The sequence below is a fragment of the Maribacter stanieri genome (genome assembly GCF_900112245.1).
Lineage (GTDB): Bacteria > Bacteroidota > Bacteroidia > Flavobacteriales > Flavobacteriaceae > Maribacter > Maribacter stanieri.
Genome location: NZ_FOYX01000001.1, coordinates 1,138,542 through 1,159,562 on the forward strand (window position 1 = coordinate 1,138,542; position 21,021 = coordinate 1,159,562).

Consider the following 21,021-nt stretch of genomic DNA (forward strand, 5'->3'; position numbering starts at 1 on the left):
TATTCATAAAATACCACTACCTCAGTGTGTTTCTTTTTTTTAGCGGTTGTAAAAATGTACTTTTGTCCGATTTTAATTTTCAGGAAAAAAGAATGAGCCCTATTATTATAAAGACAATACAATTTTTTTTAAGCCTATCTATACTTATTGTACTACACGAGTTAGGTCATTTTATACCAGCAAAATATTTTAAAACTAGAGTAGAGAAATTCTACTTATTCTTTGATGTGAAGTTTTCACTTTTCAAAAAGAAAATAGGGGAAACTGAATACGGAATTGGTTGGTTGCCATTAGGCGGATATGTGAAAATATCTGGAATGATAGATGAAAGCATGGATAAAGAAGCCATGGCAGAAGAACCTAAGGAATGGGAGTTTAGAAGCAAACCGGCTTGGCAACGTTTAATTATCATGTTAGGTGGTGTTACTGTAAATTTTGTGCTAGCGGTAATTATTTTTATTGGTTTAGCATATGCTTATGGAGAGCAATATATTGCAAACGATAGTTTAAAAGATGGTGTTTGGATAACTGACACAACGTTAGGAAATGCACTTGGAATAGAAACAGGAGATAAGGTTATAGCTGTTGATGGTAAGAAGATTAAGGCATTAAATAATATTATGCCTGAAGTTGTTTACGGAGAAAAAATAACCTTGGAGCGTAATGGTAATACTATTGAAAAAGATATTCCAGTAGATTTTATAGAAACTATATCCGATAATAGGGAGAATGCTAGATTTATTAAACCAAGATTACCATGGATAATTAGTCAAGTTCCTGAGGAATCACAAAATGTAAGTGTAGGTTTTGAGGTTGGTGATATCTTAACAACTATTGCGGGTACAAATGTTATATATCAAGATCAAGTTTTTCCTATTCTAGAAGCTAATAAAGGAACTACAGTTGATGTAGTAGTAAAACGTAATGGAGCAAATGTGCCTTTACAAGCAAAAGTTTCTGAAGATGGAAAACTAGGATTGATGATTGGCTTGACTACAATGGATGCAGAAGAACAAGGATATTTAAAAATAAATACAACAGACTATACGTTCATAGAATCCATCCCTGCAGGATGGAACAAAGGAGTTAAGACCCTTACGGATTATATAAAAGGGATGAAGAAAATCTTCAATCCTGATACTGGTGCTTATAAAGAGGTTGGTGGTTTTGCTGCCATAGGTGGTATGTTCCCAGATACTTGGAACTGGCCACAGTTTTGGGCAACAACTGCTTTTATATCCATTATTCTAGCATTTATGAACATATTGCCGATCCCTGCTTTAGATGGCGGACACGTCATGTTCTTGCTCTATGAAATGGTTACCGGTAGAAAACCAAGCGATAAGTTTTTGGAGTATGCACAGATCACAGGATTCTTTATTTTAATAGCTCTATTGCTGTTCGCAAACGGTAATGATGTTTACAAATTGATATTTAAATAAAAAAAATAATTTATTTATTTGGCGACTTTCAAAAAACCACTATATTTGCACCCGCTTTAGGAAACTAAAACGGGTTATTTTCCTCCTTAGCTCAGTTGGTTAGAGCATCTGACTGTTAATCAGAGGGTCCTTGGTTCGAGCCCAAGAGGGGGAGCAAAAAGCGAAATCCAATCTATTTATTTAGGTTGGATTTTTTGTTTTTGGTCAATACTGCTGGTGGTTAGCGCTGTTTTGTTTTATACGTCTACTCTTTCTTATATAATTAATTTCTCGCTGTTATATTAATAATTGTGTTTTGTATTAGGTTTATCAATTTAAATTCTAGTAATCCATTTTATTCAAATGATAAACAGAAAGGTTCATTATAATTAGCCTTAATCTATCCCCAATCTTTTTCGATATATTTGATTTACTTAACTATTGTATTTATAAGATCCAAATATGTCAAATTACCTGATTACCGTAAATAAAGAAGAATTACAATGTAGCACTAGTAACGTAGATTCTTTAGATAGTATAATGGTCAATGAGAATACGTTTCATGTTTTAGATAAGAATAGCGCTTTTGACGTAGAAATAATTCATTCCAATTTTTTGAATAAGACCATCTCACTTTCAATTAACGGAAATATTTATGATGTTAAACTTGAAGATAAGTACGATCAACAAATTAAAAAGATGGGATTGCTGGCAGTAACCACTCAAAAACTAAATGAAGTGAAAGCACCCATGCCCGGTTTAATTGTTGATGTTTTGGTAGAGGTGGGGCAAAAGGTTATAGAGGGAACTCCTTTACTAGTACTCTCAGCTATGAAGATGGAGAATGTTATTCTTGCTCAGGGCGAAGGCAAAATAAAATCAATTGAAGTTAAAAAAGACGATGCAGTAGAGAAAGGACAGTTGATTATTGAAATGGAATAAGAACAATACTATAACCGCCATGGTTGAAAAAGAAAATTAAGTTCTAATGAAAAAAGTACTAATAGCCAACAGAGGTGAAATAGCATTACGGATAATGAAGACTGCCCAAAAAATGGGTATAAAAACCGTTGCTGTATATTCTGAAGTTGACCGTCATTCGCCACATGTAAAGTTTGCAGATGAGGCAGTTTTACTTGGTCCTGCTCCTTCATCAGAATCTTATCTAGTGATGGAAAAAGTAATTAATGCAGCTAAGGGTACAGGCGCAGATGGTATTCACCCAGGCTACGGATTCTTAAGTGAAAATGTGGCTTTCGCACAAATGGTAGAGGACAACGGTATCACTTTTATTGGACCAAAGCCTCATGCCATTAAGGTAATGGGAAATAAACTGGCAGCAAAAGAAGCGGTTCGTGATTATGATATTCCAATGGTGCCTGGTATTGAAGAAGCCATAACAGATGTTGCCTTGGCTGAAAAGGTAGCAAAGCAAATCGGTTTTCCTATCCTAATAAAAGCATCTGCAGGTGGCGGTGGTAAGGGAATGCGCGTAGTTGAAAATTTGAAGGATTTACCGGAGCAAATGCAACGGGCTATCAGTGAGGCACAAGCTGCTTTTGGCGATGGTTCCGTATTTATCGAAAAGTACGTGGGCTCGCCTAGACATATAGAAATTCAGGTCTTGGCAGATACGTATGGTAATATTGTTCATTTATTTGAACGTGAGTGTAGTGTTCAAAGAAGGCATCAAAAAGTAGTGGAAGAAGCCCCATCGGCAGTTTTGACTCCAGAAATTAGAAATGCCATGGGAGAAGCTGCAATTAAAGTAGCTAGAGCTTGCGATTATGTTGGTGCAGGTACGGTTGAGTTTTTGTTGGATGAACAGAAGAATTTTTACTTTTTGGAAATGAATACTAGGCTTCAGGTTGAACATCCTGTATCTGAGTTAATATCAGGTATTGATTTAGTTGAGCAGCAAATTAAAGTAGCACGTGGCGAAAAATTGGCATTTACACAAAAGGATTTGAAAATTAAAGGTCATGCACTTGAGGTACGTGTATATGCAGAAGACCCATTAGCTGATTTTATACCGAGCATTGGTACGCTATCAACCTATAAAACTCCCGTTGGTGATGGTATTCGCGTTGATGATGGTTTTGAAGAAGGTATGGAGGTTCCTATTTACTATGACCCAATGCTTTCTAAGTTGATTACCTATGGTAAAACTAGGGAAGAAGCTATACAGTTAATGATAACAGCAATTAATAATTACAAGGTAGAGGGTGTTGCCACAACCTTGTCTTTTGGAAAGTTTGTTTGTGAACATGAAGCCTTTACTTCTGGGAATTTTGATACTCATTTCGTTAAAAACTATTATTCTCCAGAGCTTTTAGAAAAACAGTATGCGGAAGAAAGAAGAATAGCGGCCTTAGTAGCATTGAAATTGTATTTAGAAAATGATAAGACATTAAAAATGCCGACTAAGGTTGCTTCTAATTGGCAGAAGAGTAGGATGTAAAATTGCAATAAGGATTTGAACGATTACAATGAAAAATAATAAAGAGATATTAGCAGAGAAACTGGCGTTGGGTAAAATGGGTGGTGGTCAAGAACGTATTGACAAACAGCATGCCAAAGGAAAGTTAACTGCATATGAACGTATTCATTTTTTGTTAGATGAAGGGTCATTTGAAGAAATGGGTGCTTTAGCAACCCACCGTACTAAAGATTTTGGTATGGAAAAACAAGTCTTTTATGGTGACGGAGTAGTAACGGGATATGGAACCATCAATGGAAGACAAGTTTGTGTTTTTGCACAGGATTTTACTGTTTTCGGTGGTGCGTTATCTGAAACCCATGCCGAGAAAATCTGTAAGATTATGGATATGGCCATGAAGATTGGTGTGCCTATGATTGGTTTAAACGATAGTGGTGGTGCACGTATTCAAGAAGGAGTTCGTTCTTTAGGTGGTTATGCTGATATTTTTCATAAGAACGTAATGGCATCAGGAGTAATTCCACAAATTTCTGCCATAATGGGTCCATGTGCCGGTGGTGCTGTATATTCACCTGCAATGACCGATTTTACTTTGATGGTAGAGAACTCCAGTTATATGTTTGTAACTGGACCAAATGTGGTTAAAACGGTTACAAATGAAGAGGTGACTTCAGAAGAACTTGGTGGCGCGTTGATCCATGCTACTAAATCTGGGGTAACACATTTAACGGCTGCTAACGATATTCAGTGTATCAACCAAATTAAGCAGATAATTAGTTACATGCCTCAGAACTGTGAGGATAAACTAGCTGATATTCCATTTGTACTTGGTAATGAGGTTCGTGAAGTATTAGAAGAAATTATACCTGAGAATGCAAATCAACCATACGATATGCGTAACGTCATCAACGGGATTATTGATCAAGATTCATTCTTTGAAATACACGAAGCCTATGCTGATAATATTGTGGTAGGTTTTGCAAGACTTGGAGGTAAAAGCATTGGTGTTGTTGCCAATCAGCCTATTAGTTTGGCTGGTGTGCTTGATGTCGATAGTTCTAAAAAAGCAGCACGTTTTACTCGTTTTTGCGATTGTTTCAATATTCCGCTTTTAGTATTGGTAGATGTTCCAGGATTTTTACCGGGTACAGATCAAGAATGGAACGGTATTATTACAAACGGTGCTAAATTGTTGTATGCGTTAAGTGAAGCAACAGTACCTAAAGTAACTGTTATTACGCGAAAAGCATACGGTGGTGCGTATGATGTTATGAACTCCAAACATATTGGAGCCGATTTAAATTATGCGTGGCCAGGTGCAGAAATTGCGGTTATGGGCGCAAAAGGGGCAAGTGAAATTATATTTAGAAAGGAAATAAGTGCTGCTGATGATCCAGAAGCAAAACTCGCCGAAAAAGAGGCGGAGTATGCAAAGTTATTTGCTAATCCGTATAGTGCTGCGCAAAGAGGATTTATAGATGAGGTTATTCTGCCGAAAGATACTAGGAGAAAACTCATAAAAGCGTACACTTTGCTCGAAAACAAAGTAGCGGTTTTACCTAAAAAAAAACATGGCAATATTCCATTATAGTAGTATGGTGGCATTTTAAACTCGTAATGAAGAATCCCTTACTATAAGGCTAGTCTTAATTTCTACCGTTTTAGTCATTACATCATTACTAGGGGCTTCAATCTCCTCTATTAAGAATCGTACGGCTGTACGCCCAATTTTATCTCCTGGCTGGTCTACCGTAGTTAATGAGGGACTAATTATGGTTGAGTTAATAGAGTTACTGAACCCTACCACAGCAATTTCTTCAGGTATTTTGACCTTAAATTTATGTAGCGCTTTAATGGCACCAATTGCGGCATTGTCGGTAATTGCAAAAATAGCATCCGGGCGTTTTTTCATGCTTAATAGAATATTCGTCAATCGTCTACCATTGGCTAATGAAATATCTTCGGTACTTAAAATTAGCTTGTCCCGTACAGGAATATTGTATTGGTTTAATGCACGTAAGTAACCGGCATATCTCTTTTCAGAATTATATGAGTTTTCTGTTTCTTTAATAATGGCAATTCGTTCTTTTCCTAATTCAATTAAATGTTCAACCGCATTAAATGCAGCTTCTTCTTCATTGATAACTATTTGTGTACATGGAATTTTACTAGATACTTTATCAAACAATACTAATGGAATCCTATTAAAAACTTTTAGTACCTCTTCTAATTTAGTTGTTTTACGAGCCAAAGACATTAAAATACCATCAACTCCAAATTGGGTCATCGTATTCAACATTTCTACCTGTTTTATTTCATCATTGTTAGATTCTGATATAATAACCCTGTAACCGCGTAGTTCTGCTTCTTCTATAACCCCTTTTAAAATAGTGGATGTGAATAGATGGGAGATGTTGGGTACTATAACTCCTAATATATGTGTTTCGCGAGAACGGAACCCTCTTGCAAATAAGTTAGGAACATAATTCATTTGCTTTGCCAACTTTTTCACTCTATCCTTTGTGTCTTGGCTTATATCTGGGTGGTCATTTAATGCCCTAGAAACTGTTGAAATAGAAAGATTTAGCTCTTTTGAAAGTTCCTTTAAAGTGGTATTTCTCTTTTTGCTCATAATTGTAAATCAGTTAATTATGATGTTTTCCTCTGAAATACAATACTACAAAATAAATTGCAAACGTTTTCGCAATCGTTTGCATAGGTATCTCGTTAATTTTTGGTTAACAGAATATCATATTCGTATAATTTAGCTTCATAATCAACGATTTGACAATATTAATCGACTCAACTTAAAAAAAACTCAAACATTATGAAGAAAATTATTTTTGCGGTAATCGGACTTCTTTTAAGTGCAAGCTCCTTTGCACAGACCGATATTTCAGGAACTATAACAGACAGTTCAGGAGCACCAATTCCCGGTGCTAATATTTTAATTGCAGGTAGTACATCGGGTACAACATCAGATTTTGATGGTAATTTTACTTTTTCTACAGACTTAACTGGTGCTCAAGTATTGCGTATATCTTATATAGGGTTTACATCGGTAGATAAGCCGTTAACTTTAGACGGCACTTCACAAACTGTAAACATTGTACTTCAAGAAGGTGGTCAGTTATTAGATGAGGTAGTTTTAACCGCATCCAGTACTTTTCGTTCTCAGAAGCAGGCTCCTTTATCTATTAGCTCTGTGAAGATGAAAGAAATTACTAAGCTATCCGCTAACAGTCAGGCAGATATTCTTAGAAGTGTGCCGGGTATTACCGCTGAAGGTGGTGGAGGTGAAACGGCAAGTAACATATTTGTTAGAGGTTTGCCTTCTGGTGGTCAGTATGTTTTCAATCCTTTACAATATGATGGTATGCCTTTGATTAGTTCTTTTGGACTAAATTCTTCTGCGCATGATGTCTACGCAAGGCCCGATATTGGATTTAAAGGTGTTGAATTTGTGCGTGGTGGTGCAGCTGTATTATATGGTGCAGGTTCTGTTGCCGGTATTATCAACTACACTAGTAAAACAGGTGATACAAACCCGGGTAATATTATCAATATAGAAGTGGCTAACCAAGGTAGAATTAAAACGGATTTTTATTCTGGTGGTCAATTAGGTGGCGAAGATTCTAACACGTACTATGCATTTACAGGTTTTGTTCGTCATGATAGAGGTCCTATAGATGTTGGTCTTCCAACTAAAGGGGTTCAGTTTAGAGGTAATATTAAAAAGAAATTTGATAATGGTTCTTTTACTTTAAGCGGACAGTTTATTGATGATAAGGCACAATTTTATCTTCCAATTCCATTAAGTGGTGGTAGTAGAGAACGTATAAATGGTAATGATGGAAACCCTGTAGAGCAACTTTTGACTGGTGCTTTAGCGAATACTTCATTTAATACGCCTGGTGGAACATATAACAGTCCAATAGCGGATGGTGTTGCAACTACAGGTGGTTATTTAATGGGTGATTTCAATTACAGATTCGAAGACGATCTTAAGTTGACTTCTAAAATTAAGTATGCTAATTACAAGCATAATTTCGCTCTTTATGTAGGTGGTAATGGTGTTAACGGAAACCCTATCACACTTGATAATTATGTGGAAAGTATTGCTACTGGTAATTTAGGGTATACTGGAGCTTACCAAAGTGGTTCGGGTTCTCAAATTAACGGTAACGATCTAGTGATTGATAATTTACATGTGGATCGTTTACGTCCGATGACAGATTACTCTGGTGAAATCAATTTGACAAAATCTATAGAAACTGCAAATGGTGGTAACCATAACATAACTGTAGGTTCTTACATTGCTCGTACAGAGGCTGAAGATGTTAACTATCAGTATAGAGTATTGACAGAATTCAACAATAACCCTCAATTGGTAAACTTAAATTATACCGATGCTAGTGGTAATAATGTGGTGTATTCGCAAGGCGGACTTTATAATCGTATTGGTCAAACAGCTAATAACTTTCTATCTCAAAATAGAGTAGCATTATATGTTACAGACGAGATGATTTTGGACAGATGGCGTTTTGATGTTGGTTTCAGATGGGAGCATACAGGTGGTATAAATAGTCGTGGTGGTATAATGAGCGAAACAGTTTATACTACACCAGATATTACTACAGAATTAAGCGATGTACAAACTGCAGATGGTACTTTCTTAAGAACGGAAGTTAATGCAAATGCATGGGCATTGTCTTTAGCTGGTTTATATGAGCTAACTGAAACAACCAACCTTTATGCTAACTTCTCTAAAGGATATTTCTTTCCGCAATTAAGAGGTTTTGCTCCTGTAGCCGGTATTTCTGAAAGTCCTTATGATGCAGAAAATATTATACAGTTTGAAGCTGGTGCCAAGTTTGGAAATCAAAAATTCTCTGGTTCGGTAGCTGGTTACTACGTAGGTCTTAAAGATCGTATTTCTATTCGTCAGGCAATTGTTGCAGGTCAATTAATAGATGAGACAAGAGCGGAGCAAAACACAAGAACAATAGGTATAGAGGCTACTTGGGATTACAACCTTGCACAGTATTTAAATCTTCGTGGTAATGTAACTTATCAAGACCATGAGATTACAAAAAATACCGATTTCGATTTAGTTAACGGTACTTCTACAGAGGCTAATGTTGGTAATGAGTTGGCAAGACAACCTAATTTATTGGGTGGTTTAGGTCTGTATTATGATAATGCAGCATTTGATGCCAATTTCGGATTCAACTATACGGGAGCAAAGTTTACAGATGATACGAATAATATAGAATTAGATGCCATTACAATTGGTAGGTTAGGTGCCGGTTATACATTTTCTAAAGAGGATAACAACCAATCGGTTCGTTTAGGGGTATCGGTTTTCAACCTTTTTGATAGCGACGGTATTACAGAAGGTAACCCAAGAGCAGGTTCAGCAGGTCAAACAGAATCTGAATTTTTTGTTGGACGACCCATTTTACCTAGAAGATTGTTTTTAACGGCAACTTTCAATTTTTAAAAAAGTTTGTTAGTTTAAGTTTAATTGATTGCACATTGGCAATTGGAGAATTGTCAATGTGTTTTTTTACCAGTAAAATATGAAGGAAGATTTATATAAGAAAGCTATTGCAGTATTAGATGCAAATTTTCAAGATGGAGGTTTTACCATACCAAGCGCAGGTTTATATCCTTTTCAATGGAAATGGGATTCTGGCTTTATAGCCATTGGTTTTGCCCATTATGATGTGGAAAAAGCAAAAACAGAAATGAGGACTTTGTTAGATGCCCAATGGAAAAATGGCTTTATACCACATATTGTTTTTCATACAGAAAACGATTCTTATTTTCCTGGAGCAGATTTTCATCATTCAGAATTACACCCATTATCTTCTAAAAGATATAGATCTACGGGTATGACGCAACCACCGGTAACAGGTTTTGTTTTGCAGGAAATGTATCGTATTGCCGACGATAAAAAAGACATGCTGAATTTTATCAAAGAAGAAATTGATAAGGTGTATGCAAATCATGAATATTTCTATAAAAATAGAGATCCACAAGATGAAGGTTTAGTGTACATCTACCATAACTGGGAATCTGGTACTGATAATTCTCCGGTTTGGGATGATATATGGAAAACCATGAATCCGCCAGAATACGATTTTGTCCGAAAGGACACCACCCATGTAGATGCTTCTCAAAGACCTTCTAAGAGGGAGTACGATCATTATTTACATATTATAGATATTGCTAAGCAAAACAATTATAACGATGCTAAAATAGCTGAGCTTTCTCCGTTTTTAGTTCAAGATCCATTGTTCAATGCCATGTTGATCAAATCTAACCAGGCATTAATAGATCTGTATATACAGATAGGTGGTAATGAAGAAAGGATAAAGAATATTATAAAATGGCAATCTAAAAGTATTAAAAGTTTTAATGATAAGTTATTTGATGCCGACTTGGGTGCTTATGTTCATTACGATTTAAGAAATGAAAACCCAATTCGTCATATCACGTCATCATCTTTTTCTCCACTTTTCGCAAACATACCAAGTCCAGAGAGGGCTGACGTTTTAGTGAACACTATGATGGATAAGTTTGGCGGAGAGGATAAATATCTATGTGCTTCATTTGATCCTACTAATGACCGCTTTAATCCCAGAAAATATTGGAGAGGTCCCGTATGGATAAACATGAATTGGATGCTCTTTTTAGGACTTAAAAATTATGGTTTTACTGATGTTGCTGCACGTATGAAGCAAGATAGCATTGAGCTTATCGAAAAATATGGTTTTTACGAATATTTTGATTGTAGAAAGGATACTGGAGATGAAAACCCTACTGGCTACGGCGGTAATAATTTTTCATGGAGTGCTGCTTTATTTATTGATATGGTAAATACGGATTAAAGCTTTCGTATACCTCTAAAAAGTTAAATTATGAATTACATTGACTACATTATAATTGCATTTTATATTCTTGGGATCTTAGGAGTTGGTTTATTGATCAAAAAGAATAAAAGCTAGATTATGAATTATATAGACTATATCATTATCGTTGTTTACCTAGTGGGTTTTTTAGGACTGGGTTTTATGTTCAAAGACAATAATACTGGAGGAGATTATTTTTTAGGAGGCCGTAAAACATCTTGGTTGCCCTTAAGTTTATCTGCAATGGCAACCCAACTGTCTGCAATCAGCTTTATTTCAGCTCCTGCATTTGTAGGTCTCAAAGAAGGTGGTGGTATGCAATGGCTTACCTATGAATTAGGTGTCCCCTTGGCTATGGCCTTTTTGTTAATTGCAGTATTGCCAACGTTATATAAATCAGGTATAGTTAGTGTTTATGAATATTTAGAAACACGATTTGATGCTTCTTCTCGTTTATTGATAAGTTTTGTTTTTCAAATAAGTAGATCGGTAGCTACCGGAGTTATGGTGTATACTATGGCATTGATTTTACAAGCTACTATTGGATTAGAATTTTGGATATCTATTTTGATAATAGGTCTTATTACCATGGTCTACTCTTTTCAAGGAGGAATGAAGGCAGTTATTTGGGGCGATGTTATTCAAATGAGTATTCTTTTTATTGGTATTATTATCTGTCTTTATTTCGGATTTAGCGAGCTTGGCGGAGTAGATAATTTTCTTACTCATGTAGATACCGATAGAATTACTGCTGTAGATTTTAATAAATGGGGTTTCAATAATGCCGATGGAAATGATGAATTTGGGTTTTGGCCCATGGTCATTGGTGGCTTTTTTCTTTACGCTTCTTATTACGGTACAGATCAAACTCAGTCGCAACGATTGTTGTCTTCTAGTAGCATGTCTAACCTGAAAAAGTTGATGATGGCGAACGGACTTCTGCGTTTTCCTTTTACATTGACTTACTGTATTATGGGGCTTGTATTAGGTACATTGTTATTACAAGATGTAAGTTTTCAAGAACAGATGGAAACTGTTTATCAAGCTAATATTGGTTCTCTACAAGGAAAAAAAGCCGATTTAATGGTGCCTGTTTTCATTATCAAATATTTACCTAATGGTGTTATTGGAATTTTAATTGTGGCTATTATGTCAGCAGCAATGTCAACTTTAAGTTCAACGGTAAATTCATTATCTGCGGTAACTATGGAAGATTTTGTCAAAAGATTCAATCCTAATATGCCCGATAAAAAATACATGACGTATTCAAAATTATTGTCCATTTTTTGGGGTCTGGTATGTTTGTTCTTTGCATTTTTTGCAGGTAATATAGAAGGTACGGTAATAGAGGTAATCAATAAAATAAGTTCTGTCTTCTACGGTCCCATTTTAGCAGCTTTCATTTTAGCGATTCTTACCAAGAGAACACATGCACTTGGTGCAAATATTGGTATCGTAGTAGGGGTGTTGTTTAATGTTTATCTATGGCTTTACGTACCTCAAATATTTTGGTTCTGGTGGAATGCTCTTGGTTGCTTAGTAACTGTAGTGGTTGCTTTAGCAGTTAGTTACACTGTTAAAAGACAGGTTAACGAAGGTTTAGAAGTAACGTACTATTCTGGTAAAAAAGAGGTTGCCATTTTACTCGCTTATTTTGTGGCTATTGTTCTGTTCAGTATCTCTCTACCAAATATGTTGAATTAATACGATAGCTATGAAATTTGTAATTGCACCAGATAAGTTTAAAGGATCCTTAACCGGATTCGAGTTTTGCGATGCGGTAGCAGAAGGACTTCAAATGGTTTTTAAGGATGCTGAAATTATCAATAAACCTTTGGCAGATGGTGGTGACGGGACTATTGAAGTTGCCAAATACTATATTAATGGAGAGAAGATTACCATAACCGTAAGCGATCCGCTTTTTAGACCCATTAATGCTTCTTATTTGTATTCAGAAGAGACTAAAATCGCATATATAGAAATGGCAGAAGCATCTGGCTTAAAATTATTGGGCGATGATGAACGTAATTGTATGATAACTACAACATCTGGTACTGGGGAATTAATTTATGATGCACTTGATAAGGGTGCTAAAGAAATTATTCTTGGTATAGGCGGCAGTGCTACCAATGATGGTGGTATGGGTATGGCAAATGCATTGGGCTATCAATTCTTAGATGAGCATGGTAAAGAATTGGTACCTATTGGTCAAAATCTTTCTAAAGTAAAATCGATAGATGATTCAAACAAACACGTAAGACTAAAAGAAGTAAAAATAAAAGTCGCTTGCGATGTTACTAATCACTTCTACGGATTAAATGGAGCTGCCTATATTTATGCAGCACAAAAAGGAGCTTCTGAAAATGAAATTATAGTATTGAATAATGGTCTGCATAATTTAGCTGAAGTTATTAAAAGCAACTATAATATAGATTTACAAAAAATAAATGGTGCCGGCGCAGCTGGTGGCGTAGGAGGTGGTGCACTTACTTTTCTTGATGGGGAACTAATTTCTGGGATTAATCTTATAAAAGAATTGGCAGATTTTGATACCACAATAGATGGTGCAGATTGGATTATTACGGGTGAAGGTCAGCTAGATGAACAAACGCTGTCCGGTAAAACTATAGATGGTGTAATAACTTCAGCCAAAATAAAAAATATACCCGTGGCAGCATTATGTGGTTCCGTGAGTATAAGTGTAAATCAGCAAAATAAATTTGGTCTCACATATGTTTCTTCAATTGTGAGAGGTATTTCTACGTTACAAGAAGCTATGAATAATAGTCATGAAAACCTTGTAAACGCTACTTACAATTTCGCTAGTTTACTTAAATGATTTTTTATTGTTTTAGAATATTTGCGATTCTGTAACTTGATATATCAGAAATTATAATCCATGAACTACAAACTTTTTTGGCTTTTAAAACATCGTTTTGAAAGAAATCTATCCTTAGGTATTTCTGCGTTTACATTTCATATTCTACTATTGACAACGTTTTATTAATGGGCTGGTGCCCTAGCATTACCTATAAAATACATATGTAATCAGTATGCGCAGATGGTGAACAAAAACAAGTTAGCGGATAATTTTGAACATTATGCGTATATGGGTAATGAATCTACCTATGAAGAGTCAGATTTTGCTCCGTCATTTAATAATAAGTTCTTAGTGTTTTATACGGGTAGAGACTTAGAAACTACCTCTAGAAGTTCTACACCTTATTTAAATCTGTATAAAACTACAATGCCAGGAACATTAGGGGCTTCAGATATTTTTATGGTAGAGGTATATAATGTTGGTAGCTATGGTATTCCTCAAAATTTAGGTTCTAAGATTAATACGGAGAGTAAGGAAACCTTTCCTTTTATTTCCGATTCTGAAGTTCTGTATTTTGCATCAGACGGTCATCCGGGTTTAGGAGGTTTAGATATTTTTTCCATCGATTTGAAAAACCAAGGAAAGGTTAAGAATTTAGGAAACCCAATCAACAGTCCTAATGACGATTTTTCATTAATATTCGATGATGAAACCAGTTCGGGTTTCTTTGCTTCTAACCGAACAGGTGGTATTGGTGGCGATGATATTTATGCTTTAAAAACTATTGACTGTATAGTAAGTATTTCTGGGAATGCTGTTGATAAGGATTCTGAAAAACCATTGCCATTTGCAACTATTAATGCGAAAAAAATATCAAGAGGAAATATCGGTGAAGCACAAACAGATGCGCAAGGTAATTATACTATAGAAATACCGTGTCAAGAAAGTCAGTACTCCATTGTCGCTAATTTAGAAGGGTATGAAGAAGGGTCGCTTTTTATGATTACTACACCTGATGAAAAAAAAGTTAAGAACGCACGTGTAATTCTTGAAGAGAGCAGTAAGGTTGCGGTTATTGGTGCAGATTTAGTAAAAGTTCTGAAACTAGCACCTATATATTTTGATTTGAATAGTTCTTACTTACGTAATAATGCTTTTGAGAATCTAGATAAAGTAGTGGCGTATATGAAGAAAAGACCAGAGGTAAAAGTGGAAATAGGGGCGCACACAGATAGTCGCGAAGAGGATGACTATAACTTATGGCTTTCTGACCGAAGAGCTAAGAGAACAGTTGCCTATATTATTTCTGAGGGTATAGACAGTAGTAGAATTACCGGAAAAGGATATGGGGAGACCGAATTGATTAATAAATGTGTAAACGGTGTCATTTGTTCGGACAGAGACCATCAATTAAACAGGCGTTCTGAGTTTATTCTTATAGAGTAGGTCTATAAATGTTAATCTCAAAGATTCTTTAGTCTCCTTTTAATACTTCAATTTCCTTAATTATACTTAAAGGTTTTCCGTATGTAGTAAAGCCGTTTAAAATTATTTCATAGGTACCTTCTAGATCAGAGGTGTAAAATTCAAAATCATAAGTACTATTGGCAATATTAAATTGTGGATTCCAGTATAACAACCTTCTGTAATCTGGTACTCGGTCAAAAGTTGTATCACCTAATTGGTATGTTTGAACGAAGTAGTTTTTTTTAGATATAGGTTGTTTGAAAGGTACCACTAAACTGTTTTTTGAAGTATAACTATCTAGAAAATTACCTTTAAAGGTTTCTATTGAAATAATACCTTGATACTCTTTTGAACCTAAACGAAATTGATCCCTTGTCAAACTTATTTTTTCAATCTTACGTGCGTCATATGTTCTTATTTGCTCGTGATTGGGAATGTACACTCCATCAATTAGAACAATTGCAGGAAAGTCGTTATACTCTTCGTCATATGATTTAAAATCTTGCCCAATTCTAATATATGCATCATTAGTATTTCCTTTTCTAAACCCTGCAAATTTGACCACTTCTACCAACGACTCTTCCAGCGTAGGAAATCGAGTATAATCATCTAAAATAATTACTTCTGGTATGCCTCCATTAAAGATATCTATAGGATTACTCTCTAATATCGAATCTGGTTTTGAACCAAAAAATTGATTTTCAATTTGATTTAAAACACTTCTATTTTTAATATATTCTTCTTGATTTCTCGATAGATTAAAATCTGAAAATTTTAAATCGCTTAGGTCTATATTTTCTGGCTCACCTTTTTCTATTATATATGTTCCATCTTGGTTTTCAACTTGTATTACGGCAAAAGGATTTTTACGGTCTTTACGTATGTAAGAATAGAAATTTCCGTTTTGGTCCGTTTCTGAGAATTTAAGTAACGATTCTTTTCCAGGTATAGAAATAACTACAGGAAGGTTTTCTGTCGGTAATCCTGTTTCAGTATTTTTTACCGTTCCGTATATCAGTTCTCCTCTTTGTTCCGGTAAAAAAATACTGTCTCCAATGGTTTGTTTTATTTCTTTATCGGCATTGAAGTATGCGTTACCATATGTGATGGAGTTTATAGCCGATGCTATGGCTATTTCTTCTTTTCTTTTCACTTTTATGGTATAAGAACCATGACCTAACCCCCCTTTGAAATTTTTGATATTGAGATTTACTATTTCCCTTGGGAGATAAGTAGATTTATTTGTGCGAATGGTTAGTGTTGACGAATCTGAAATTATAGTTGATTTCACAGTATTGGGCAAGACATCTCCACGAGATATGTCTAACAATGTGGATTGGTCTGCTAAATACGGATTAATGATTACGATGTCATCTTTAAATACTTGAGATAATCCTGAATTTTTCATCCACTGGGTATATCCTAATAATTTATACCTGCCTGAAGGGATTTCTGTTGAAACAAAAAAATCGCCATAGCCATGTCCCTTTTCTAATTTTACTTTATGCTCAAATATAAATTCTTTAGATTCGTTTACTAGAGCAACATATCCAATCTTACTAACATTGGTAGGGTTGTTGGTTTGAGCATTAAAGCAATGCAAAGAATAAACTAAATATTCCCCAGAAAATACCAATGGTCCGTTATGGTCAACATATGATTTTTCTTGAGGTACTTTTTTTAAATTTAAAAGATCTGATCTATCTTTTATTACATATTGGGCATGGCTCAAACTGGTGAACATCAATATAATAACGGCAAGTATTTGTCTTTTTTTCATAATACTTTTATTCTTCCATCCAAAAGTCTGGTACTATATTACTTCCTAATAATGTGCAATCTCCGCATATTCTGGGAACAAAGATATATGGGCCGGGGCAACTTGCGTCTGGGACTAAGCCTTCATTGTAATCAGAATAATAACTTACTGTAGCCTTATCTATTCTTTCAAGCAATCCTTGGGGGCATCGATCCGTTGGAAAGTTAAATAATTTTGCAGTTTCAAAACCACAATTGAATGCAAAAGGAGGTATTTCTTCTGGAAAAAAATCTTCGTAATTTAAAAAGATGCGCTGGTTGGCAACACCCACTGCTTCTACTTGGCCATACACATTTTCAAAGGCTCCGTCCTTGCGATGTACATTGGCATAGATGGCTCCTGGTTGTATTTGGGAAAATACATTATCGGATTGGGAAAAAGATTGAAGGATTTTATAAAAAGAATTAGCATCTGCAGATTGTACTTGTTGTTGTACCAGTATGCTATAGCGTTGGGCGATAATGAAATTATCCTTAGTAATAAAACGTACTTTATGTTTAGAAACATTCCCCTCAGAAACCCCAGCTGTACTGAGAACATCAATAGTATTTGAGGAAACGGTATTATAGCAAATACGATCTTCTTTTTCTTTTTCAACAACCTCTAAATCATAATCGACAACATCATCAATGCCGTCATAATTTGTTAGTTCAAACTCAAAATTCTGCCATAAAGGTGCTACAATTTTATAAGTTTCGGCATAAGTATATTTGAAATATTCGGTATTACCTTCTAATGGTTCACTATCTACATAAATGGCAATACCTTCTTCTCCGCTATCATTTTCAGCTTTTTCAGCATACACATTTGTGATTCTAGAGGTTCCTTGAATAGTGATAGCATCAGATATATATTCTTGTCCATTATTTCTTTTGATGTCTAAGGTATAATTGACGCCCATTTGTAAAGCGAACGGAGAGTTGGAATGATAAATGCCATCTTCAGATTCTGTGAATATATATTCTTCGCCATTTTCACTTTGTAACTTAACGGATGCACCAATTTCCCAATCAACGGAATCAAAAGGTCTAGTGCCTAACGGAATATACGGATTGTAAATGGTATCAGTTTCTAAATCTAAACGATTTGAACTTCGGCTTAAATAAACTTTTTGAATGATAGCTTCATTTGTAAGAACAGCTTCAACTACTAAAGAAGTTGAAGAATCATTTTCGTTTAAGGTATCAATTTCAATTTCTTCAACACAAGCACTAAAAATAGCAGAGACTAATAAAATCAAAATACTATTATGTAAAAATCTATTTCTAAACATTTATGTATCGATTTTAAAATTTAAAATTATAAGTGATAGATGGAATCGGAATAGAGAAAATAGAACTTTGTAGCGCCTTTACCTCACCGTCATCGGTTACAAAAAATACCGAATACGGATTGTTTCTTCCTAATACGTTATATACCGATATGGTCACGAAACTATGAGCCAATTTCTTTTTCTTGTGATTTCCCTCAATATTCAAGCCCAAGTCTAGCCTATAGAAATCTGGAATTCTAAATTCATTTCTTTCGCTAAACGCAACAAAATCTGAATTATTGAATCTAAATGTACCTATAGGGTAAGTGATCGGTCTGCCAGTCTGGTAAACAAAATTTGCTGAAATACTATATCTTTTGGTAAATCGATAGTTGGTTATAACGCTAACATCATGTGGCTTATCAAAATTAGAAGGAAAAAACTCTCCGTTGTTAATTCGCTCTTCGCTAAATTCACTGTCAAAACGGTATAAAGACCTAGAGTAGGTGTAACTCAACCACCCATTTAACTGTCCGCTTTTTTTCTTTAATAAAAATTCTACTCCGTAAGCTTTACCGTCGCCTTGTAGTACTTGAGTTTCTACATTTTCATTTAGAAATAAATTAGCTCCTGTTTTAAAATCGAGCACATTCTCCATTTTCTTGTAATACGCTTCAACACTTACTTCGTACTCATTTTCTTTAAAGTTTTTGTAAAATCCTAGCGAAGCTTGATAGCCTTTTTGTGGCTCAATATTTAAATCTGATAATTTCCATGTGTCTATCGGTGAAACGGTTGTGTTATTTGAAAGAGTGTGTAAAAACTGATAAGAATTATTTAAGCTTGCTTTGACCGAAAAATCTGGGGTAAATAAATATCTTGTTGATAGCCTAAGTTCAGGTCCGCCATACGTTTTAATATTTTCACCGCTAGAATAAGAGATAGTGTCTTGCACGGTAGATTCATTCTTGGGCATGCCGTTTTCGTACGTGCGTTGGGTAGATTTGCCCATGGCGGCAAAAAAAGCATAACGTACACCTAAATTTACCGATAGTTTATCATTGAAAGTAATTTCATCACCTACATAAAGAGCCCCTTCTATGGCTTGTTCATTATCAATAAACTGACTGTTTACATCAGATTGGTCACCATCAGGTTCAATGCTCCCAGGATTAACGGAGTAGTATTTTGCAGATCCCCCATAATCTAAGGTGTTCTTATCATTCAATAAGGTACGAAGTTTGTATTTTAATTCTGTCTCGTTAATACTATAGTCTAAATTAAAATCTGTATTGGTTTCTCCGTCAAAATCAATTCCAAAGCCATAATTGCTATTATCAACAATTAAGGCGCTATTGGTTTTGTCGTTTATTCTGTGGTCCCAACGAACGGAAAATAGACGGTTATCATAATTGTACAGTGAATCTGAAGTAATGCTAAAAGCATCTCTACTGTAATATGCAGTGGCTTTCACCTCATTTTTCTCATTTATTTTATTGTGATACTTTAGAATACCGTCAAAAAAAGAAGCGTTACTATTACTTAAAGCTTCATCATCTAAAGATCTTAAAATCCAATCTGCATAAGCACCCCTTGCACCTACAATAAGTGAAGATTTATCTTTTTCTAACGGAATTTCTAACGCCAAATTTGCGGTAACAGGACCAATAGAACCTTCACCTGATACTTTTTCTTCATTTCCATTTTTTGTTCTAATGTCAAAAACTGAAGAAAGTCGCCCACCAAACTCCATGGGTATTGCACCTTTATAAATATCGACACCTTTTGTTGTAAACGGATTTAATGCCTGAAAAATTCCAAAAAAGTGCTGAGGGTTGTAGATGACGGCATCATCTAATAACACTAAATTTTGGTCTGTTTTACCGCCACGAACGTTAAGACCCATTGCACCTTCACCTGCAGATGAAATACCTGGCAAGGCTTTAGCCACTTGAAGAATATCTCGTTCACCTAAAACTAAAGGAATGTTTTTTGAATTTTCAGAATCTATCTGTTCACTACCAGTTATTGCTTCTTCAACATTTTTAAAAGCGTCTGCCTCAACTACAACTTCATCTAATTGTTGCAACCCTTCTTCCATCAGTAAATCTAAATTACCATTATTGAACATTATGAGTTCACGCTCAGTAGATTCAATCCCCATGGCACGTACACTTAATATATTGTAGCCTGCAGGTAGTTCTAGTTTATAGTTTCCAGTGACATCGGTTACGGTAATTTGGTTTGTTCCTTTTACTCGAATTGCTAAATCCTGAATTGGATCCCCGGTTTTAGAATTTATTGCCCTGCCTGTAAGAAGGTATGTCTCTTGTAAATTATTAGGATCACTTTTGCCTATTTTGGCAACATCATATTCTCGTTTTGTACGCTTGGTAGTGTTATAAAAAGTAGGTGGTGGAGCATTATTCCTGTCCTGTGAATTGCTATTTGCGCTAACAATTTCTTCATTTCCAAAAAAACCTTTAGGTAGTTCATCATACACGATTGTATTTTCTAAGAGAATAATCCGTTTAGATGAGGTTAATATGTAGTAGTTTAAAGTGGTATTGTCAAGAATTGATTGTAAAACACTGTTTAAACTCTCGTTCTTATAGCTCGATGAAACTGTAATGCCTCTTGTCCATGAGTCTAAAAAATAGAATTTGTAGTCGGTTTGTTTTTCTATATCTAGAATGACTTCTTCTAAAGGTGCAGCTGCATATTGACCACTTATAGTGCTTAAATCTTGAGCATGACTATAAAATAGTGGTGCTAGCAATAGTAAAATTAAAAGCAGGTTTGCATTAAGTTTTAAAATTCTAAATGACAAATTCTGCGTAATAATTGCATGTGGTTTACAATCATTGTTGCGATGGTTGATCAT

Annotated in this window: 13 protein-coding genes and 1 tRNA gene; 10 read left to right on the plus strand and 4 right to left on the minus strand. The window is 35.1% G+C overall.

Annotated elements, in window-relative coordinates:
* Positions 1–92: 92 nt before the first annotated feature.
* From rseP to BM296_RS04970, 5 genes are all read left to right on the plus strand, one after another.
* A complete protein-coding gene (gene rseP, locus BM296_RS04950) occupies positions 93–1,442 on the plus strand; it encodes an RIP metalloprotease RseP (protein ID WP_091901866.1) in 1,350 nt (449 codons plus the stop codon).
* Positions 1,443–1,522: 80 nt separating this feature from the next.
* Positions 1,523–1,596: transfer RNA gene (locus BM296_RS04955), tRNA-Asn, on the plus strand.
* 287 nt (positions 1,597–1,883) lie between these two features.
* Positions 1,884–2,363: a biotin/lipoyl-containing protein gene (locus tag BM296_RS04960; RefSeq protein WP_091901867.1), complete on the plus strand. Its 480-nt coding sequence runs from the start codon at positions 1,884–1,886 to the stop codon at positions 2,361–2,363.
* A gap of 46 nt (positions 2,364–2,409) precedes the next feature.
* Complete coding sequence (locus BM296_RS04965) at positions 2,410–3,882, plus strand: acetyl-CoA carboxylase biotin carboxylase subunit (protein WP_091901869.1); 1,473 nt, start codon at positions 2,410–2,412, stop codon at positions 3,880–3,882.
* 28 nt (positions 3,883–3,910) lie between these two features.
* Complete coding sequence (locus BM296_RS04970; RefSeq protein ID WP_091901871.1) at positions 3,911–5,452, plus strand: acyl-CoA carboxylase subunit beta; 1,542 nt, start codon at positions 3,911–3,913, stop codon at positions 5,450–5,452.
* 15 nt (positions 5,453–5,467) lie between these two features.
* Here BM296_RS04970 and BM296_RS04975 read toward each other — a convergent pair whose 3' ends face one another.
* On the minus strand, positions 5,468–6,493 hold the full coding sequence (locus tag BM296_RS04975) for a LacI family DNA-binding transcriptional regulator (protein WP_091901873.1): 1,026 nt from the start codon (positions 6,491–6,493) through the stop codon (positions 5,468–5,470).
* A 195-nt stretch (positions 6,494–6,688) separates the two neighbouring features.
* Between BM296_RS04975 and BM296_RS04980 the strand changes: the two genes are divergently transcribed.
* The 5 genes from BM296_RS04980 (at position 6,689) to BM296_RS05000 (ending at position 15,045) form a co-directional block, all read left to right on the plus strand.
* The gene (locus BM296_RS04980; RefSeq protein WP_091901874.1) at positions 6,689–9,364 is read left to right on the plus strand and encodes a TonB-dependent receptor; all 2,676 of its coding nucleotides are present in this window, start codon (positions 6,689–6,691) and stop codon (positions 9,362–9,364) included.
* Positions 9,365–9,443: 79 nt separating this feature from the next.
* Complete coding sequence (locus tag BM296_RS04985; RefSeq protein ID WP_091901876.1) at positions 9,444–10,757, plus strand: MGH1-like glycoside hydrolase domain-containing protein; 1,314 nt, start codon at positions 9,444–9,446, stop codon at positions 10,755–10,757.
* A 120-nt stretch (positions 10,758–10,877) separates the two neighbouring features.
* Entirely contained in the window at positions 10,878–12,482 is a 1,605-nt protein-coding gene (locus tag BM296_RS04990) for a sodium:solute symporter family protein (RefSeq protein ID WP_091901878.1), read from the plus strand.
* Positions 12,483–12,492: 10 nt separating this feature from the next.
* Complete coding sequence (locus tag BM296_RS04995; RefSeq protein WP_091901880.1) at positions 12,493–13,617, plus strand: glycerate kinase; 1,125 nt, start codon at positions 12,493–12,495, stop codon at positions 13,615–13,617.
* 222 nt (positions 13,618–13,839) lie between these two features.
* Positions 13,840–15,045: an OmpA family protein gene (locus tag BM296_RS05000; RefSeq protein WP_091901882.1), complete on the plus strand. Its 1,206-nt coding sequence runs from the start codon at positions 13,840–13,842 to the stop codon at positions 15,043–15,045.
* A gap of 28 nt (positions 15,046–15,073) precedes the next feature.
* Here BM296_RS05000 and BM296_RS05005 read toward each other — a convergent pair whose 3' ends face one another.
* Genes BM296_RS05005 through BM296_RS05015 form a run of 3 tightly spaced genes read right to left on the minus strand, consistent with a single transcriptional unit; the run spans position 15,074 to position 21,021 of the window.
* Positions 15,074–16,846: a hypothetical protein gene (locus BM296_RS05005; RefSeq protein ID WP_091901883.1), complete on the minus strand. Its 1,773-nt coding sequence runs from the start codon at positions 16,844–16,846 to the stop codon at positions 15,074–15,076.
* A 7-nt stretch (positions 16,847–16,853) separates the two neighbouring features.
* On the minus strand, positions 16,854–18,158 hold the full coding sequence (locus tag BM296_RS05010; RefSeq protein ID WP_091901885.1) for a DUF4249 domain-containing protein: 1,305 nt from the start codon (positions 18,156–18,158) through the stop codon (positions 16,854–16,856).
* Between the two features lie 13 nt (positions 18,159–18,171).
* Positions 18,172–21,021, minus strand: coding sequence for a TonB-dependent receptor (locus tag BM296_RS05015; protein ID WP_091901887.1), 2,850 nt, complete (start codon positions 21,019–21,021; stop codon positions 18,172–18,174).

Bases quoted from the DNA above. Each gene is read 5' to 3' on its own strand.
- rseP (WP_091901866.1), top strand. From the start codon at position 93: ATGAGCCCTATTATTATAAAGACAATACAATTTTTTTTAAGCCTATCT.
- BM296_RS04960 (WP_091901867.1), top strand. From the start codon at position 1,884: ATGTCAAATTACCTGATTACCGTAAATAAAGAAGAATTACAATGTAGC.
- BM296_RS04965 (WP_091901869.1), top strand. From the start codon at position 2,410: ATGAAAAAAGTACTAATAGCCAACAGAGGTGAAATAGCATTACGGATA.
- BM296_RS04970 (WP_091901871.1), top strand. From the start codon at position 3,911: ATGAAAAATAATAAAGAGATATTAGCAGAGAAACTGGCGTTGGGTAAA.
- BM296_RS04975 (WP_091901873.1), bottom strand. From the start codon at position 6,493: ATGAGCAAAAAGAGAAATACCACTTTAAAGGAACTTTCAAAAGAGCTA.
- BM296_RS04980 (WP_091901874.1), top strand. From the start codon at position 6,689: ATGAAGAAAATTATTTTTGCGGTAATCGGACTTCTTTTAAGTGCAAGC.
- BM296_RS04985 (WP_091901876.1), top strand. From the start codon at position 9,444: ATGAAGGAAGATTTATATAAGAAAGCTATTGCAGTATTAGATGCAAAT.
- BM296_RS04990 (WP_091901878.1), top strand. From the start codon at position 10,878: ATGAATTATATAGACTATATCATTATCGTTGTTTACCTAGTGGGTTTT.
- BM296_RS04995 (WP_091901880.1), top strand. From the start codon at position 12,493: ATGAAATTTGTAATTGCACCAGATAAGTTTAAAGGATCCTTAACCGGA.
- BM296_RS05000 (WP_091901882.1), top strand. From the start codon at position 13,840: ATGGTGAACAAAAACAAGTTAGCGGATAATTTTGAACATTATGCGTAT.
- BM296_RS05005 (WP_091901883.1), bottom strand. From the start codon at position 16,846: ATGAAAAAAAGACAAATACTTGCCGTTATTATATTGATGTTCACCAGT.
- BM296_RS05010 (WP_091901885.1), bottom strand. From the start codon at position 18,158: ATGTTTAGAAATAGATTTTTACATAATAGTATTTTGATTTTATTAGTC.
- BM296_RS05015 (WP_091901887.1), bottom strand. From the start codon at position 21,021: ATGATCAACCATCGCAACAATGATTGTAAACCACATGCAATTATTACG.